The sequence below is a fragment of the Nocardia sp. NBC_00508 genome (assembly GCF_036346875.1).
Taxonomy (GTDB): domain Bacteria; phylum Actinomycetota; class Actinomycetes; order Mycobacteriales; family Mycobacteriaceae; genus Nocardia.
Genome location: NZ_CP107852.1, coordinates 6,817,924 through 6,835,402 on the forward strand (window position 1 = coordinate 6,817,924; position 17,479 = coordinate 6,835,402).

The following is a 17,479-nucleotide window of genomic DNA, read 5'->3' on the forward strand; positions in this document are numbered from 1 at the left end:
CGTCGCCCGCACATCCGACGGCCCTGTCTGCAAGGCTTGCTATCGGCTGCCGACGGCCTGTTGCACGATCTGCGGGCGACAGCGGCCGTGCCGCAACGTCGCCGACGGAACCCCGCGCTGCCTGTCGTGTTCGACGGTTCGCAGACGTTGCATCAGTTGCGGGAAGATGCGGATCGTCTCTGCCGTCACCCCCGCTGGCGACCAGTGTCAACGCTGCTTCATGAAGAATCCGCTGTCATTCAAGGCGTGCAGCCGCTGCGGTGTCGTCGAGCACCTTCGCTTGCATGGACTGTGCACCGGCTGCGTCGCAGCCGACCAAGTGGACGCCCTGCTCGGCGACTTCGATCCGCTAGAACGAGCGGACCTCCTGCGGCTGCGCGCAACGTTGATCGCGGCCAAGCCCGACTCGCTGTTGCAGTGGCTGTCGCTGTCCGAAGGCGCGACCGCGCTCGCCGAGATCGCCGCCGGCACCTGCCCGTCGACCCACGACAGCATCGAACGCCGACTTCCCGGCAAGGACGGTGACCACCTGCGCGGGTTGCTTGTCACTGCTGGGCTGCTCGAACCCCGTGACGAGCACCTCATCCGCCTGGTTTCGTGGTTGGACAAAACGCTGACGACCGTTGAGAACACACACCATCGCCAAATCGTGCGCGCCTACGCTACTTGGGCAGAGATCGGCCGGCTGCGCAGACGCCTTGCAGGCTCGCCAGCCTCGCCGGCCCAGACAACGACCATCAGAAGGAAGGTCCGCGCTGCGCTGGTGCTGCTGTCCTGGCTCAATGGCGACATCCCGCTCGCGGGCTGCCAGCAGATCGACATCGACGGCTATCTGGCCGACGGGAACTCCGAACGCTACCTCTCCGGCCGGTTCCTCCAGTGGGCCGTCCGCCAGGGTCACGCCCACGCGGTCGAGATCCCGAGCTGGACCAACCAGATACAGACTCGCCCCCTCGGGTCCGAGCAACGCTGGGCCTTGGCTGAACGCCTGCTCTCCGACAGCTCGCTGGAGGCTCTCGACCGCATCGCCGGACTGCTCAATCTGCTTTACGCCCAACCCTTCACGGTCATCACGCGCCTGACTGTCGCGCACATCGAGGTCAGAGACACTGGGACCTACGTATTACTCGGTGAGAGTCCGCTGCTTGTGCCGGGCAGGCTGGCCACGCTGATCAGAGACCATCTCGGCAGCCGAGGCAGCTACGCCGTGGTCGGTCGCCGTGTTGATAGCCCGTGGCTTTTCCCCGGCACGCACCCCGACCGACACTTGAGCGCGGCCCAACTCGGCCGTCGCCTTCGCCGGATCGGCGTCTACTCCGCGCCGGGTCGTCGAGCAGCACTGCTCGACCTTGCCACCCAGGTGCCCGCAGCGGTGATCGCAAGAACACTCGGCATCAGCGCCCGCGTTGCATCGGGCTGGACATCCGACGGCGGATGGGCCGCCTACGCAGCAGAGGTGCAACGCAGACCGAGCACCCCGCCAAACCGAGATAACACGACGAGCATGACCAGCGGTGGGAAGAATATTTCCTGCTGAGCGGGCATATTGTTACTACAGTTACGGCGCTGTGAAGGTTATCGGCATTATCAACAGCGAATCAGGGTCCGGGCGGACGACCACAGCGGCATGGATGCTGCACGCGTTACACGAATACGGTCTGTCTGTGGCGGGGGTGGATATCGCCGGTAATCAGGATCTGAGCCGGTGGGCGGCTACGGCCGGCTGGCCGATGCCGGTATTAGGTTGGCCCACACCGGATCTGCATGAGCGACTGGCAGAGGTTTCCGCCGGCGGATACGACGCGGTGGTAGTCGACACGAACGCGCATGGCAGTGGGTTCCTGAATGCCGAGTCGGCGATGCGGGCGGCAACGGACCTGGTACTCGTGGTTCCCGCAGATTCGGTCGAAATCGGCGGCCACAGAAGCGAGGTGCTCCGCGCACTGGCCCTGGTGACCGGTGCCATGCTCGACGGGCTCGGGCCGGTCACCGCGGAACTATCGGTCTTGCTGCCCCAGGTCGACGATGGTGATGAGGATGGGCGGCTCCGTCAGCAGATCGCTATGGTCGACCCTGGTATTCGGGTACTCACCGCGACTGCGGACAACACACAGCGGTCGGCCGACACGCAGACCGCGATCAGTGGTGCGCTGCATACCGGATTTGGTTCGGCGGCAATCGAGTTGCTGCAGTTGGGTATAGCCGAATCGGATGTCGTCGACTGGCATGCCCTTTCGCCGGCGAGCCAGTCGGAACCGGAGTTGTCGACTGAATCGGACGCACGCATGGTCTGGGCGAAGGACAGGCCACAGTGGCATGGCCCCGGGCTGCGTACGGACACATTGTCGTGGGGCACGCCATTTGTTCAGGAAATCACCGGCCGGGTGACCGATGAGACCGCCCCCACGGTCGGCTCGCTCGTGGGCCACTGGGCGAATAACCCGGTCCGGGGTCCGCGCGTGGTGGACCTTACCTGTTTGTCGTTCGCCGAATCGCCGGGCGTGGAGGCGTTCTTGCTGCCATTACGTATTCAGGCCGCCTCGCTACCGCTGCTCGAGTCGACCGGCAGGAAAATAACGCCGTTACGGGTCGTCGTCGACCCGGCTGCCCCCGCCTTACGACCCACCGATATCCAGGGCCTGGAATCGGTAATAGTGCTCTACGAGGACGGCGAACAGGCGATGGCAGATGCGCGTAACGACGCGCCTTAGCCGTCTGCATTCACCATCGTGTCCGGCGGTCCTGTTCGCCGCCCGCCCTGCAGTCGAATACAGTCTCAGTCTGCTTTACCTCCAAGCCCACGCACAGGCCACCCGTAGCAGTTACTGCACCTCCTGAAAAACCATCCAAATCCTGGATACCCGCTCTCGCTCACCGCCGTCATCTGGCACACCGACCCACCGAATGCTGACCCCTACGACCACAAGGTCAACCAAGGGTGGGTGGCCGGTCTGCTGGCCACCCACCCTTGAGATCAGTTATCTAGCTCATCGCGTTCAGCCGGAACACATTCCGCCACTTCGAATAACGGACGTTACCGATATCAGCGTGTTCGGGCCAGGTCGATTCCAGCGCGGCGAGCCGGTCGAGATTGCGCAGCGACCAGCTGTCGAGGTCGGCAGGTGGCCCGTGCTCGGCGAACTGCCGCCAGCCATTCAACTTCGGCCCGTAGCTGTCGGCAATAGTGGGAACCTCGGGGAGGGGACTGGGCGTCAGCGCGTTTGCCAACTGTTCGACGGTGTCGAGCACCGCGTCCAGGTCGCCCGGCCGGTCGAGGCGGGGATGGCGGCCGTCGACGTCGTCGAACACCACGGCGAACCACCCGGCAATGTCGATCGTGAACAGGACCGACGGTGTCGGCACTGTGCGGGGTAACCGCGCTGCCGTGCGTGCCTCGGTCTGGTACATCCCGTAAAGAGCGTCGTGAAGGTTGATCACCTTCACGAAAACCCTGCGGCCGTCGGTCAACAGCAGCCGCGCGGCCGTGCCGTGGCTGAACCCACCCGGCTGCGTGACCGCCGACCGTACCCGGGAGCCGAGGCGGCGCTCGATCCCGGCGTGTACCGGCTGCGGCAGTTCATGCCATTCGATTCGCGTCGCGCTGCCTGCGTTGTCGGCCATGGCACCATCGTTGGTTTCGAGCGCCGGTGACCGCCAGTGACGGCGCTCACTGAATTTCCCCACTGACGCTCACCGAAATTCCCCATTTGTCCCGTGTGGCTCCGCCGTGAAGGGCGGGCCTCCTTCGATGCTGGTGGTTACCACACCTGACCAGCGCTTTCGTTCGGAGGAGGCCCGCTTTTCCATGTTGACACGTGAGGAAGATGTGGAAATCAGTGCCCTACGCGCCCGAGGCTGGACGATCTCCCAGATCGCCCGCCACACCGGCCGCGACCGCAAGACGATCCGCGCCTACTTGGCCGGGGAACGCACCCCCGGCGTCCGCAAACGCCATCTGCCGGACCCTTTCGAGCCGTTCGTCGAGTACGTGACCGCACGCCTGGCCGAGGACCCGCACCTGTGGGCCCAGACGCTGATGGACGAGCTGGAACCGCTGGGTTTCCCGCTGTCGTATCAGTCGCTGACCCGCAACATCCGCGCCCGCGGACTGCGGCCGGTCTGCCAGGCGTGCCGGACCGCGACCGAACGCCCCAACGCCGTCATCCCTCACGCACCCGGTGGTGAAACCCAGTGGGACTGGGTGGATCTGCCGAACCCGCCCGCAGCTTGGGGCTGGGGCGCGAACGCGCATCTGCTCGTCGGATCGCTGGCCCATTCCGGGCGTTGGCGCGGCTACCTTGCCCCGTCGACCGATCAGCCGCATCTGATCGAGGGCCTGGACCGCGTCGCCCGGGCGTTGGGCGGGGTGACCGGGTCGTGGCGGTTCGACCGCATGTCCACGGTCTGCCACCCCGCCAGCGGGCAGGTCACCGCGTCGTTCGCCGCGGTCGCCAAGTATTACGGCGTGGTGCCGGCGATCTGCCCGCCCCGGCGCGGGAACCGCAAGGGCGTGGTAGAGAAGGTCAATCACACTGCCGCGCAACGCTGGTGGCGCACACTCGCCGACGAGACGACCGTCGAGCAAGCTCATGCCTCACTCGACAAATTCTGCACGCTGCGCGGAGACACCCGGCTACGGCCGACCGCCGACGGCCGCGCCAGTGTCGCGACGGTCGCGGCTCGGGAACCGTTGCGGCCCATGCCCGCCGACCCTTATCCAGCGATGGTCGCCGAACCGAGAGTCGCATCCAGGCAGGCGATGGTGTCCTGGCGCGGCAACCGCTACTCGGTCCCACCGCAGCTGGCGTCGGCGACAGTGGTCGTTGCGCAACCGTTGCGCGGCAACCACATCGACATCGCCACCACCGCCGGCATCGTGATCGCCCGCCACGAACGCGCCGCCGACGGGCTCGGCGCCACCGTCCGCGACCACGGTCACGTCGTCGCGCTGGACGCCGCCGCGATGGCCGCGGCGAACACCGGTCGCCCGCACCGCCGCAAGGAACGCATCCCGCCCGGCGACGCCGCGCGCGCCGCCGCCGCGGCATTGCGCGCAGCCGCCGACCCCACCGTCTCGACCGCCGCCACGGACGCCGTCGGCGCGACGGTCACCGATCTGGCCGCCTACGAGCGCGCCGCCACTGCCAGGAGCCGCAAATGACCACACCCGCCCCGAAGAAAGCCGGCCGCCGCACCACGAAAGCCGTCGGCGCCGACGAGACCGCGACCCGCTACCAGCAACTCCGGTCACACCTGGCCACCCTGAAACTCCACGCGGCCGCGGAATCCTTACCGCAGATCCTGGAAGACGCCACCGCACAGAATCTTTCGGCGACCGCGACGTTGGAGAAACTGTTGCGGATCGAGGTCGCCGACACCGAAGCCCGCCGCCTCACCGGCCGGCTGCGATTCGCAAACCTGCCGACCCCGGCGTCGCTGGAGAACTTCGACGTCGATGCCGCGTCCGGGATCGACCGGCCGCTGCTCGACGAGCTCGGCACTTGCCGCTACCTGGAAACCGGCACCAACGTCCTGCTCATCGGGCCGCCGGTTATCACCGGGAAAACAGGCGACCGCCTGCGTCTTCCCTGCTGAATTCGTGGTTTCGATTGCAGGAGCGAGTGGCAGGACGGTCGTCTTTTTCCATTGCTCGAGGGGCTAGCGTTCCTTCTCCAGCGGTTCGACGTCGAGTGCAGTGACCGCGCATCCGCGGCGCAGTGCCGGGACGTTGCCAACGTATGCCGGGTGGATCGGCAATGGATCCCCCAGGGATAGTGTGGCTCTCGGTCGAGTTTGGCCGCCAGCAACGATGTAGGTCGCAGTCGGTGAGCTATATGCTCCCCGCACTCGCCAAGCCGCGACTGGGAGTCCGGAATAGATGGCGACGACTCGATCGCATGTGGCAGCCTTGGCTGCCGAGATCGGCCATGCCTCGAAGACCCATCTTTCGAGTTCGGCGATAGAAAAAGTCGGTTCGTAGGATTGCTGGACCGACACGAACAGAACGTTCTGAGACATTTTTGTCCCTTTCCGAGCCTTGCGCTCTGGTTGCTGACCGCCCTGTGCAGTCTGCGTCGGCCAGGATAGCAAGGTCAGCTGCCGGGGACTGCCGAATTATGCTGCGTAGAAGATGATTTCACTGACCGCCCACTGGTCCGCCGCGAGCGATCTGCCGTCGGAGTTCGAGGTTTTCGCCGTGGGCTTGTTCGAGAGCGTCGCGCAGGGCTTGGATTTCGGTGCGGTGTCGTTTCTTCAGTTCGGTGATCTGCAAGCTGAGTGTCTGGACGAGGGTGTTCGCTGAATCGGTTGGGGCGGTGTCGGTTCGGGTTGAGCGGGCGTTCGCGCGGAGGCGTTCGATGCGGGCCCGCAGTTCGGGGTGGTTGTAGAGGAAGGCGTGGGAGACGCCTGCTTCGCGTTGGACCGCCTGGAAGGTGACGGGTTCGCCGCGTTTGAGCAGCCGCCGGATGCCTTGTTCGGCGTCGTCGGTTTTCTTGCCGGATTTGGCTTTCGCGGCGGCAACCAGGGCCGCGGTGCGATCGGATCGGCTGGTCAGGGTCGGGTCCTTCGTGGGATGGGTCTGAGGGCGAGGGGGACGGGTCCGGTGTTGCCGCCACCGCAGCCGCCGCCCTGGACGGCGCGGCCGGGGTCGGCGGGCAGGGCTTCCAGCAGCCGGGTGAGGGCTTGCTGTTCGGCGCGGCGGTGGGCGAGCCAGACGTTGTCCTCGGGCATTACCCGCCCATGTCGCTTCTCGAATTCTGTTGTGTGCGGTTGATCAGGGCTGCCGTATCGTCGAGTTGGCGTTGCAGCACGGACCGGTGGGTGGAATCGGTTGCGAATACTGAACACGTCAAGCATGCATTTCCCTTGTCACAGGACTGGAGTGGCGGCAGCAGGCACCAGCCGTTGGGCAGGAACCGGTCGGCGCGGTCGAACAGGTGCATGCTGTCGTGGTCGTCGCGGGAGAACTGGACGCGGGTGCCGTCGGCTTTGAGTTTCACCGTGGCCAGGAACGCCTGCTCAGCGTGCTGTTCGCGGGCGGCGATGTAATGCATGGTCATGGTCGGGGTGGCGTGCCCGGCATAGCGTTGCAGCACGTGGATCGGCAGCCCGAGTTCGGCCAGCCGGGTCAGGCGGGTGTGCCGGAATCGGTGAGTGTGGCTGAGCCGGACCGGGCGGCCCTGGCCGTCGGTGATCTGCAGCAGATCGCCGAATCGGCGCAAGATCCAGGCGTAGCTGCCGTAAGGGTAGGGCTTGTCGCCGTTCCGGTTGCCGCTGCGCTGCATGAACAGGAATCTCGGTTGCTGGTCGGGGAACCGTTCCCGGATCCAGCGGCGCTGTTCCTCGATGACCTCGACGACCTCTTGGTCGACCAGGATGGTGTCGGGTGCGACGTCGATCTTCGATTGCGCGTAGTGGAACCGCGCGATCTGATCGCCATCTGTGCCGGTGACGGTGCTGGCCGGTGGAGCCGACAGACAGTCGAAGGCGCAGGTGCGGATTTCGCTGGAGCGGCGGCCGGTGAGGATCTGCAGCAGGATCATCCGCATGGCTTGCGGGTTGTTCAACCCGTCCGCGGTGATCTGCGTTCGGTCACCGCGTGTGATCGCCATCTGCTCGTCGCGGGGCAACCCGATGACTGGCAACGCGGCGGTGATCTGGGCCAGCGCATGGTCGTCGACGTAGTGGGCGTCGTTGAACTCGCGGGTGTGAGGAATCCGTGTGACCTGGGCGAACCAGCTGGCCGCGTGCGCGGGAGTGATCTGGTCCCAGGGCGAGGGACCGAGCATGGCGCGGGTTTCGCTGGGATTGGCGGCGATGAAGTCCATCAGCTCCGCCACTGCCCGCAGGTCGTCGTTGACCAGGCGAGGATGAACCTTCTTGCTGAGATCGCGCTGGTCGCCCGGGTAACGCAGCCGGTTGCGCGGGTCCGCCGCCCAGCGCTGGAACTGTGTTGCCTGGCCAGCCGCGACCGCTGGGTCGCCGAGCATCGAGGTCGGGTCATCGACGCATTCGGTGAGCCAAGTATCGAAGCGGCGCCAGCATTTCAGTCGTTCCTGACTGACGGTGCTCCAGCGCAGTGTCCCGGCCTCCAGCGCGGTCCCCAGATACCACTTCACCGCAGGACGCAGCCAGGGCTGGGTGATCTGGCCCGGGATGGCGCCGTAATTGGCCTGGGGTTCGCGCTGTGACAGTGGAATCCGCGGATCGCAACGGGGATGCCAGTAGTCCAGCTCCCACCAATGCCCGTCGTGACAGCGGGCCAGCAGGGCAAGCCGCGCGAATCGGAACAGGATGCGCAGCCGGGCGCGCACGCCCTTGTTCGTCATCCGTCCCAAGCGACTGGCGTAATACCAGCCCTGCAGTGTTGATGCTGTCTCCCAATCCATTTCACGGATCGAGAGCGGGAACGGATGGTCCTTCTTGATCGCGTGCCGGACGATGCCAGCCAGATGATTGATCGCCAGCACCGAGGACCGGGTGCCGTCCTGGGCCTGCCAGTGCGCCATCCACGCCAGTTCGGCAGCCATCAGCTCCGGCAGTCCGGTCAGGATGATGTTGTGGTCCTTGAGCTCGGTGAACGCCTCCCAGTTCTCGACCTCGGGACCGATGACCGACCCCTGCCAGGCGCCGGGCAGCTCGCGCCAGAGTCGCCAGATCGGATCGACATCGTCGACCGGGCGCAGGAACGGCGGCTGGGTCGTGTTCACTGGTTCACCTGCCAGCCCGCAGCATAGGACTTCCAGTTCGCCGCTGCCCGCAACGCCTCGTCTTCGCAGACCCATCCGTAAAAATCGAGAGTGGTCTGAACATGGGCATGACCAAGCCGACGCGCTACCACCCAGTCCGGCGTCCCCGCCAGCAGAAGCGCAGACGCGTGAGAATGCCGGAACCAGTGCGGCGTCCAGTCTTTCGGTCCGATTCCTTTGCGCCGCAACGCGTTAACTTTGTCCCGCACCGTCCCTTCCCGCAACGGCGCCAGCAACGGCGGCCGATCCAGATTCACCAGCAGTGGCGAGTCGACCGTCACGACCAAGCCGAGACTGGTCGCGCGACAAGCCAAATAGGTCAGATAGTCGGCGAATAGCCGTTCCAGGTCAGTCCCGACATAGACCCGGCGGGGCCGCATCATTTTCACCCGTGCCCCGTTCTCGTTGTCCTCGCGCGGCACGATGTCGACGAACGCGGTGCCGCCTCGGCCCAGCACGAAATCACTGATGGCAAGCCCCAGCACCTCACCCAGCCGTGCGCCTGTCTCAGCAAGGAGCGCGAACAGCAGTCGGTCCCGAAGGTTTCCTGACCAATCCCCGGTGACCGGGTCGACGACGGCACAGCCGTCGAGGATGGCCTGGATCTGCTGCGGCAGCAGGATCGGCTGCCGACCATAGTGACGCTGACGGCGCACCCGAACCAGCGACGACGGCGCCGGCGCCGAGCGAGAATCCAGATGCGCCAGCAGCCCCCGTGCCGGCATCCGTCGCGGCGTCCCCCGCAGCAAACGCCCGGCGACGGGAACCTCGAACACGTCCTGCTGCCAGCGATAGAACGAAATCAACGCGGCCAGGCGGGCTTCCAGCGTCGTCGCCGACGGCTGTTCCTCGGCGGGGACCAGGCGGTGTTCGACGGTGCGGCCGTTGCGCAGCCACGACAAGAACCCGGTCACCGCCGGGACGCCGACCTCCTGCCACTGGCCGGTTTCGTCGCGGTGCTCGAGGAAGGTCCACCATTGCGCCAGCGCGGTCGCATACCCGCGGACCGTGTTCGGCGACCACAGATGCCGATGTGCTTCGATCCATTCCTCGACCGGGCCGACCGTCCGATATTCGGCGTCGACCACCGTCCATGTTCGCGCGCCGCCGGACGGGCGCACCGCAATCCCATAGGCCACCAGAGCCATTCCCTCATCACGTTGTTGAAGCCCCGCTGATAAGCAGGCAACAACGACAACCGCTGCCCGCCATAGGTCTTCGTCGTGAACATCGATGAGGACGGGTCAGGCCCCGCTGATAACGCCCGGCACAGGCAAGACGCATCTGGCGACCGGGCTCGCGCGGGCGGCCGCGCACGCTGGCTACCGCACCTACTTCACCACCGCCGCCGATCTAGCGGCCCGCTGTCACCGGGCGGCGATCGAGGGCCGTTGGGCGACCACGATGCGCTTCTACGCCGGTCCGGCGTTGCTGGTGATCGATGAACTCGGCTACCTCCCCTTACCCGCCGAGGCGGCATCAGCGTTGTTTCAGGTTGTGTCGCAACGCTATTTGAAGACCTCCATCGTGATCACCACAAACCGGGGTGTCGGATCCTGGGGCGAGATCCTCGGCGACAACACCGTCGCGGCAGCGCTGCTGGACCGCTTGCTGCATCGGTCGATGGTCATCAACCTCGACGGCGATTCCTATCGGCTGCGTGATCATCAGGCCACCGCCGACAACCTCCGTCGCGCCACGACCGGGAACCGGCAGCCCCTATAATCAGGACCGCTCATGGGTGGGGCGTTTCGACGAGCCCGGTTGGGGAGATTCGATGAGCGCAGTCATCATCGGAACCGGCCGCTCCGCGATCGGCACTCTTGTCGAGCGGACCACCCGGTTCACGGTCCTGGTCCACCTGCCACGCGAACATGAATGGGGCAAATCGGCACCGGTGAAGAACGGTCCCGCGCTCAGCGGCTACGGGGCACTGTCTATGAACAAGGCGCTGGCGGCGGCCTTGAACAGGCTCCCGGCACCGATGGTGAAGTCGCTGACCTGGGACCGAGGAAAGGAAATGTCCGCGCACTCCGCGCTGACATCGAAGACCGGTGTCGCGGTCTTCTTCGCCGATCCCCACAGCCCATGGCAGCGCGGGACCAACGAGAACACGAATGGCCTTCTGCGGCAGTACTTCCCGAAGGGAACGGACCTATCACGGTGGACCGGAAAGGACCTCGCGGCCGTCGCGCACACACTCAACACCCGCCCGCGAAAGACGCTCGGATGGCGCACTCCCGCCGAAGCAATGGAGCAACACCTACAATCGCTTCCGGTATAAGAGCGTTGCGACGACCAGTTGAATCCGCCCTGCGACCCCGCGTCGCTGTGATGGATCAACCCCTCGGCGACGGTGTGGCCGTCGTGGTCGCGTCTCCACAACGCCATCTTCAACGCCGAAGTAATCATCGCGGTGTCCTTGATCGTGGCAGCCTGCCAGCCCACGATGGAACGGGAGAAACAATCGATCACGAACGCCACGTATACGAACCCAGTCCAGGTGGGCACGTAAGTAAAGTCGGTGACCCACTTGCGATTTGGCTCGATTGCGGTGAAATCGCGGTCGAGAAGGTCTGGGGCGCGCCGGTGGTCGGCGCCCTTACCGGCGATGGTGGTGCGGTGCCTAGCGCCACGGATCACACCGCACAGTCCTTCGTCGCGCATGAGCCGGTTTATGGTGCCGATGCCGACCCGGTAGCCCTGGCGACGCAGATATGGGGTCATCTTGCGGCGCCCATACATTCCCTCAGGAGTGCCGATGGTGGCGCGCAGCGCGTCGGTCAGATACGCGTCGGTCACCGTCCGGGCCGAAGCAGGGGTGGTTTTCCAGTTCCGATACGTGCGTCCGGCGACCTGCACGCCTTGCTCGGTGAGCACGCGGCAGATCGGATCGACCCGGTAACCCTGTGCACGCATTTGATCGATGAACTGGCAGATCAACGGCGGCGCGGGTCGATCTCCCGCGCGAAGAAAATTGAGGCCGCTTTCAGAATCTCGTTGGCCTCCTTCAGATCTCGGACTTCGCGTTCGAGTTCCTTGATCCGCGCCTGCTCCGCGCTCGTCACACCGGGAGCCTTCCCGGTGTCGATCTGGGCTTGCTTCACCCAGACACGCAGTGTCTCGGCGTGGATGCCGACTTTCGGTGCCAGCGCCTGGCAGGCGGCATACGCCGACGCATAACCGTCGAGTCGGTCCAGCACCATCTTCACCGCACGCTCACGCTGCTCGATCGGATAACGCTTGGGCATGGCCCACATCCTTCACAGAGAAGGAAGCGGCCAGAAAGTCGGGGCGGTTCAGTGGCCGCCCACAGCGGATGCGGGGGAAGCTCAGCCGGACCGAAACGACAAACGCTGACCCGCGAGAAAACAACACTCGAACGCTGGCACGCCGTCCACAACCTGCTTGACCAAGGTGTCGGGCTGCTGGACTGCGCCCGCCGGCTCTGCCTGAGCCTCAACACCGTCAAGCGTTACGCCCGTACTTCCGAACCCGACCAGCTGCGGCGTCCGCCCCAATACTGGGCCTGCCTGGTCGACCCCTATCGCGATCACCTGCCCACCCGTCGCGCCGCCGAACCCGGCGTCCCGGTTCTGCACCTGCTCAACGAGATCAAAGCCCTCGGCTACACCGGCAGCATCAACCTGCTCCACAAATACCTCAACCAAGGCCGCGCCGAGAGCGACCGGATCGCGCCGTCACCGCGGCGGTTCACCTCCTGGATCATGACCCGGCCTACCGACCTGTCCGACGGCCACCGCACCCACCTCGACGAACTGCTCGCCGCCTGCCCGGAGATGACCGATTTGGCCAGGCTTGTCGCCGATTTCGCGCAGCTGATGACCGAGCGCCGCGGCAGCGACCTTGATTCATGGATGAAGCAGGTCCGCGAAGCGCGGCTTCCGGAACTCGATCCCTTCCTGCGCGGTCTCGACCAAGACCGCGACGCTGCGGTCGCTGGCCTCACCCTGCCTTACAGCAACGGCCCCGTCGAAGGTGTCAACACGAAAACCACACTGATCAAACGACAAATGTATGGTCGCGCTGGTTTTCCGCTACTACGGCATCGCATCCTTCTGGCCTAGCGCCGACCACCACCGAAAGTGCACCAGAGCCTGATTAACGGTGGATCCGGTCCCGGTGTTGGTTCGTTACCGGTCGGGTGATCCGGCCTTCGAAGGTGATCGCGTCCGCGGCTCACCTGAGAGACTCACCGAGATCAGCTGAGCGCCACGGTGTTGGTGTCAGCCCGAACATCGAAGGTCTCGGACCGCAAGAGATGCACAGCTTTCCAATCGATTCCTGTCGGAGCCACAGCAAGGGCACCAGCGAGCAGACCGAGGCGGGCAGAGCGCACGGCTGTGTCGTCGGTCATGACAAGTACGTCGTCAAAGAAGGTTCGCAGACCATCAGCCAGTGGCATGGCGCTGGCAACCCAGTCCGGCAACGAGGTGGCGTGGGTGCGACGCAGGGTGGCGATAGCGTCAATGAGCCGCTGTTCAGCTGGTTCGGTAAGTCGACGTGTGTCGCAATCGGGCGGCGTGCCCGGCGGCAAGATCCGAACGATGCGCTGAAGTCCTTCCACCAGCTCGACAAAACGTGGACCGTGGATGTTGCGGGCTTGGTCGATCTCGGCGCGCAATTGGTCGGCGCGGCGGGGATTTCCTGCCGCAGGCCGGACTGCATCGATAAGAGGCACGGGGATACTCTCGTCGCGGAGTCGTTGTTCGTAGCGGGTGATGAGCAGGTCTTCGGCGGTGTCGAGGACCGCGGTGTCGACAGCGACGCCTTGGCTGCGCAGTGCCTCAGCCGCAGTGTCGAGCACCTGGCGATAGGTGAGCGTTTCGAGTACAGGGTGTGCGCGCAGGATTCGGACTATGCCCAGGGCGGCGCGGCGCAGCCCAAACGGATCCGAGGTTCCGGTGAGCTTGGCACCGACGGCAAGCATCGCAACGAGCAGGTCGAACCGGTCGGCAAGGGCCAACAGGGCTCCGGGCAGTGTGGCGGGCAGTCGGTCGCTGTGATGCCGCGGAAGTTCGGTCTCGAGCAGTGCTTCGGCGACCGGGGCGAGTTCTCCTGCTTTGCAAGCGTATTCGCCAGCCATGGTGCCAGCGAGGGAGGTCATTTCGATGACCATCTGGGTTGCGAGATCGAACTTCACCAACTCCCCAGCCCGAGCAAGTGTTGTGGAGTCGTTAGCGGACAGAGAGATTCGCGTCGCGAGCTCTCGGCTAACTACAGCGATGCGGTCAGCACGGTCGCCCACGGAGCCGAGGCGTTGTTCGAAGGTGAGGTCCGTGAGACGGGCCCGGAATTCCTGCGGGGTCGTGTGCAGGTCGCTGTTCCAGAAGAATGAGGCGTCTTCGAAGCGTGCACGCAGCACCTTCTCGTTACCGTCTCGGACGACGTCAGGGTCGCAAGCTCCGTTGGCAACAGTGACGAACAATGGGAGCAGGTTGCCGTGCTGAGCGCGAACGGGAAGATAACGCTGGTGCTTGCGCATGACGGTGGTGAGGATTTGTTCGGGCAGCTCGAGGTACTTCTGGTCGAACTGGCCGAGAATCGCGAACGGTGTCTCCACCAGGTTGGTGATTTCGTCGATCAGATCGGTCTCGTTTTCGATCTCGATCGTGCCGCTGTGGTGATTGGCCAATTCAGCAACGGCCTGGGTGAGGGTGTCCCGACGTTCGGCGACGTCGATGAGGATCCCTTCGGCGCGCATCACGGCTTCGTAGTCAGCAGCATGATTGATGCTGATCTCGGGTTGCTCGGATTGGCGGTGGCTGCGGGTGGTGCGTCCGGCGGCCAGTGCGCCAGCAGTGACCGGAAGCAGGGTGTCGTCGAGGAGGGCGAGCAGCCATCGGATGGGGCGGCTAAAGCTGAGGATCGGGTCGTTCCAGCGCATGTTCTTTTCCGACCGCAGCCCGGTCACTATCTGCGCAAGCATGGTGGTGAGGATGTCGGCTGCGATGCGACCGGGCCGCAGGGTCTCGACGGTGATGTGTTCGACACCGTTGACTTCAACTCGAGTCAAATCAGCTTCGGTGATTTGCTGGGATTTGAGAAATCCTTCGAGCGCTCGGGTGGGAGTGCCGTCGCTGTTGTATGCGGCGGCAGTCTTGGGACCACGGCGGACTTGAATGCTGTCGGGCTCGCGGTCAGAGACGTCGTCTATGCGTACGACGACGCGGCGCGGGGTGGCGTCAACTCGGATCGGGCCGTGGTCCAGTGCGGTCTCGGCAAGCAGGCGAGTCAGATCTTGTTCCACGGCTTCGACGGTGGCGTCGACAACGTGCGGGGGCAGTTCTTCGGTGCCGATTTCGAACACCAGCAAACCACCACGCGCCTGCTGTGCTGCAACCTCGACTGGCGTGGCGGCGAGCGGGAGAGGTTGGTGGATGCCACGCGGGTGACCCGCTTTGTCGCGCAGTTCGATCCACAGCTCGGCGACCGAACGGGATTGAGTCCGCATGGTCTGAAACCATTTCGCGCGTTCAGTGGTCGAGATGGCGCCGCGGGCGTCGAGGACGTTGAAGGCGTGCGAGCTCTTGAGGATGAAGGAATGTGCGGGGATCGGCAGTCGCAGTTCGATGAGCCTGCCCGCTTCGCGGGAGTAGATGTCGAGCAGGGTTCGGGTGGCTTCGGTGTCTGCGTCGTCGAGGTAGTACCGCGACATCTCGTATTCGGATTGGCCCAGGAATTCGCCGTAGGTGACGCCCGGTGCGAACAGGAGGTCTTTGAAGTGGGTGACGTTCTGTACAGCCATGAGGATGCGTTCGAGGCCGTAGGTGATCTCGACGGGGACTGGGTCTAGGGTTTGTCCGCCGACCTGCTGGAAGTAGGTGAATTGAGTGATTTCCATGCCGTCGAGCCAGACTTCCCAGCCCAGTCCCCATGCGCCGATGGCTGGTTGGGCCCAGTTGTCTTCGACGAACCGAACATCGTGGGCGTGCAGGTCGATGCCCAGCACGGCGAGTGACCCCAGGTAGAGCTCTTGCGGGTTGCCGGGTTCGGGTTTGACGATGACCTGGAACTGAGTGTGGGTTTGCAGTCGGTTCGGGTTCTCGCCGTAGCGGCTGTCGTCGGGGCGAACCGAGGGTTCGACGTACGCGACCCGCCACGGTTCGGGGCCGAGCACGCTGAGCAGGGTGGCCGGATTCATCGTTCCCGCACCGACTTCGGTGTTGAACGGTTGGGCGATCACACAACCGTGACCCGCCCAGTAGTTCTGTAGACGGAGGATCGCTTCTTGCATGGACAGGGTCGGCTGGGACCCTGCGCGGAACGATGCGTCGTCGGCCATCGAGAGATCCTATCCGCTGATTCCGGTCACGGATTCGGCGCCTAGGCTCGGCATGCCCAACCCTGTGACCTGCTTGGGGGCAAAGAAACTGGGCAGGTGACAACCGCCGCGGCAGGCGTCGGCAACCGCGCAGCCCGCGCAGGTGTCCCGGGTAGTGACCGCCTCGTGGACGCGCTTGGTCAGGGTTGGCCACAGCTCGGCGACAGGGTGGTCGGCAAGACGACCGAAGTAGACGTTACTGTGCGGGCAGTTGCGCAGCTGCCCGTCGTAGCTGACGCTGGCCCACACCATTCCCGATTCGCAGTGGCCAGCGATTTGGGAGAACCTCAGCGCCAGGGTGGGGTCGTCGGCGTGCAGCGGCGTGTCGGTGTCGCTGGTGCACAGCTTTTGTGCGCATGGCCATGCCACGGTCATGCCGGAACATTCGGTGGCGGTGAGCTGGTCGATTTCTCGCATCAGCGGCAGGGTCACCGAGATCGGCACTCCGTATTGGTCGTCGTTGCGTCCGGTCGGGACGTAGCGCATGACGCCGAATTCGCGGACGCCGATGCGGTGCACATCGCGGATGACCTCCAGTGCGCCGGCAATGTTCTCCTTGACGAGGGTGAGTTCAGCGACGACGTTGATGCCTGCGTCCAGCAGCAGCTGCATCGCGGTGATTGCCTTGTCGTAGGCGCGGGGATGTCCGGTGAGGTGGTTGTGCTGGTCGCGGTCGCCGTGGATGGACACCAAGGCGCAGCGCACATTTGCGGCCGCGAGCCGGGCGGCGCGGTCGGCGGTGATGAAATGGCCGTTGGTGAAGATGACTTGGTAGAGGCCGAGTCGGCCGCCGTGTTCGAAGATGTCCATCGCGTCTGGGTGTAGCAAGGTCTCTCCGCCGCTGTAGCGGATGACATAGCAGCCTTTCTCGGCGCATTCGTCCAGGATCGCAGTGGCCAGCTCGGTCGGGATGTGTTTCTCGGGCAGCTCACGCACCGCGATCCGTACGTCGCGATCCGACATTGTCGGGTCGATCTTCCAGACGTTGTAGCAGAAGCCGCAGTTCCAGTTGCAGACCGCGGTCAGCTCGATTTCCAGGCGCAGCGGGAAGTCCAATTCGGTGTCGAACCGTTTGTCGATCTCCTGTAGGGCTCTATCGTGCGGCGCGGCCTGTGCGGTTGCCGCAGTCGTCAGGGTGGTGACAAGGGCGTCGAGGTCGGCGGCGACGACGCTGGAGTCTGCGCGGTAGTGGTTGCTGACGGTGTCGATCACAGTCTGCCGGTCGGCACCAGAAAAGATCTGGGAGACCATCTGTTTGGCGACCGTGTTGCGCAGCCGGTGGAAGGTGCCCGACTTGGGATCGAATAGCAGGCCGAGGTCGGGCCGGTAACGCAATGTGGCGACCAAAGTTTCGATCGTGGCGGTCATCACGCGGCCCTCCGCACAG

Annotated in this window: 11 protein-coding genes and 5 pseudogenes; 7 read left to right on the top strand and 9 right to left on the bottom strand. The window is 64.8% G+C overall.

Annotation, left to right across the window (positions count from 1 at the left end):
• Nucleotides 1–166: 166 nt before the first annotated feature.
• Nucleotides 167–1,537, top strand: coding sequence for a hypothetical protein (locus OHA40_RS30600; protein ID WP_330230295.1), 1,371 nt, complete (start codon nt 167–169; stop codon nt 1,535–1,537).
• Nucleotides 1,538–1,568: 31 nt separating this feature from the next.
• Complete coding sequence (locus tag OHA40_RS30605; RefSeq protein WP_330230296.1) at nt 1,569–2,711, top strand: hypothetical protein; 1,143 nt, start codon at nt 1,569–1,571, stop codon at nt 2,709–2,711.
• Nucleotides 2,712–2,982: 271 nt separating this feature from the next.
• On the opposite strand, the gene OHA40_RS30610 is transcribed toward OHA40_RS30605, so the two are convergent.
• Nucleotides 2,983–3,621 carry a hypothetical protein gene (locus OHA40_RS30610; RefSeq protein WP_330230297.1) on the bottom strand — a complete coding sequence of 213 codons (639 nt, stop codon included), beginning with the start codon at nt 3,619–3,621 and terminating at the stop codon, nt 2,983–2,985.
• 184 nt (nt 3,622–3,805) lie between these two features.
• On the opposite strand from OHA40_RS30610, the gene OHA40_RS30615 reads away from it, so the two are divergent.
• Both OHA40_RS30615 and OHA40_RS30620 read left to right on the top strand, forming a co-directional pair.
• Entirely contained in the window at nt 3,806–5,161 is a 1,356-nt protein-coding gene (locus OHA40_RS30615; protein WP_330230298.1) for a Mu transposase domain-containing protein, read from the top strand.
• Nucleotides 5,158–5,568 (top strand): annotated as a pseudogene (locus tag OHA40_RS30620) (ATP-binding protein); the annotation flags it as partial. The gene OHA40_RS30615 and the pseudogene OHA40_RS30620, both read left to right, overlap by 4 nt.
• A gap of 568 nt (nt 5,569–6,136) precedes the next feature.
• Here OHA40_RS30620 and OHA40_RS30625 read toward each other — a convergent pair.
• The 4 genes from OHA40_RS30625 to OHA40_RS30640 are packed head-to-tail and all read right to left on the bottom strand — an operon-like array spanning nt 6,137 to nt 9,886.
• Nucleotides 6,137–6,619: a DUF6262 family protein gene (locus OHA40_RS30625; protein ID WP_330234440.1), complete on the bottom strand. Its 483-nt coding sequence runs from the start codon at nt 6,617–6,619 to the stop codon at nt 6,137–6,139.
• The gene (locus tag OHA40_RS30630; RefSeq protein ID WP_330230299.1) at nt 6,550–6,729 is read right to left on the bottom strand and encodes a hypothetical protein; all 180 of its coding nucleotides are present in this window, start codon (nt 6,727–6,729) and stop codon (nt 6,550–6,552) included. Before OHA40_RS30630 ends, OHA40_RS30625 begins: the two co-directional genes overlap by 70 nt.
• Nucleotides 6,729–8,708, bottom strand: coding sequence for a tyrosine-type recombinase/integrase (locus tag OHA40_RS30635; RefSeq protein ID WP_330230300.1), 1,980 nt, complete (start codon nt 8,706–8,708; stop codon nt 6,729–6,731). Before OHA40_RS30635 ends, OHA40_RS30630 begins: the two co-directional genes overlap by 1 nt.
• On the bottom strand, nt 8,705–9,886 hold the full coding sequence (locus OHA40_RS30640) for a tyrosine-type recombinase/integrase (RefSeq protein WP_330230301.1): 1,182 nt from the start codon (nt 9,884–9,886) through the stop codon (nt 8,705–8,707). The genes OHA40_RS30635 and OHA40_RS30640 overlap by 4 nt, the downstream gene beginning before the upstream one ends.
• Nucleotides 9,887–10,010: 124 nt before the next feature.
• Here OHA40_RS30640 and OHA40_RS30645 point away from each other — a divergent pair.
• Nucleotides 10,011–10,472, top strand: a pseudogene (locus OHA40_RS30645) (ATP-binding protein); the annotation flags it as partial.
• A gap of 61 nt (nt 10,473–10,533) precedes the next feature.
• Nucleotides 10,534–11,031 (top strand): annotated as a pseudogene (locus OHA40_RS30650) (IS30 family transposase); the annotation flags it as partial.
• 89 nt (nt 11,032–11,120) lie between these two features.
• Here the strand turns inward: OHA40_RS30650 and OHA40_RS30655 are convergent.
• Together OHA40_RS30655 and OHA40_RS30660 are read right to left on the bottom strand one after the other, a co-directional pair.
• Nucleotides 11,121–11,666 (bottom strand): annotated as a pseudogene (locus OHA40_RS30655) (DDE-type integrase/transposase/recombinase); the annotation flags it as partial.
• Between the two features lie 20 nt (nt 11,667–11,686).
• On the bottom strand, nt 11,687–11,998 hold the full coding sequence (locus OHA40_RS30660) for a transposase (RefSeq protein ID WP_330230302.1): 312 nt from the start codon (nt 11,996–11,998) through the stop codon (nt 11,687–11,689).
• Nucleotides 11,999–12,031: 33 nt separating this feature from the next.
• Between OHA40_RS30660 and OHA40_RS30665 the strand changes: the two are divergent.
• Nucleotides 12,032–12,835: pseudogene (locus OHA40_RS30665) on the top strand (transposase); the annotation flags it as partial.
• A 134-nt stretch (nt 12,836–12,969) separates the two neighbouring features.
• On the opposite strand, the gene OHA40_RS30670 reads toward OHA40_RS30665, so the two are convergent.
• Together OHA40_RS30670 and OHA40_RS30675 are read right to left on the bottom strand one after the other, a co-directional pair.
• Complete coding sequence (locus tag OHA40_RS30670; protein ID WP_330230303.1) at nt 12,970–16,053, bottom strand: glycine--tRNA ligase; 3,084 nt, start codon at nt 16,051–16,053, stop codon at nt 12,970–12,972.
• Between the two features lie 9 nt (nt 16,054–16,062).
• Nucleotides 16,063–17,460 carry a radical SAM/SPASM domain-containing protein gene (locus OHA40_RS30675; RefSeq protein WP_330230304.1) on the bottom strand — a complete coding sequence of 466 codons (1,398 nt, stop codon included), beginning with the start codon at nt 17,458–17,460 and terminating at the stop codon, nt 16,063–16,065.
• Nucleotides 17,461–17,479: the final 19 nt, after the last annotated feature.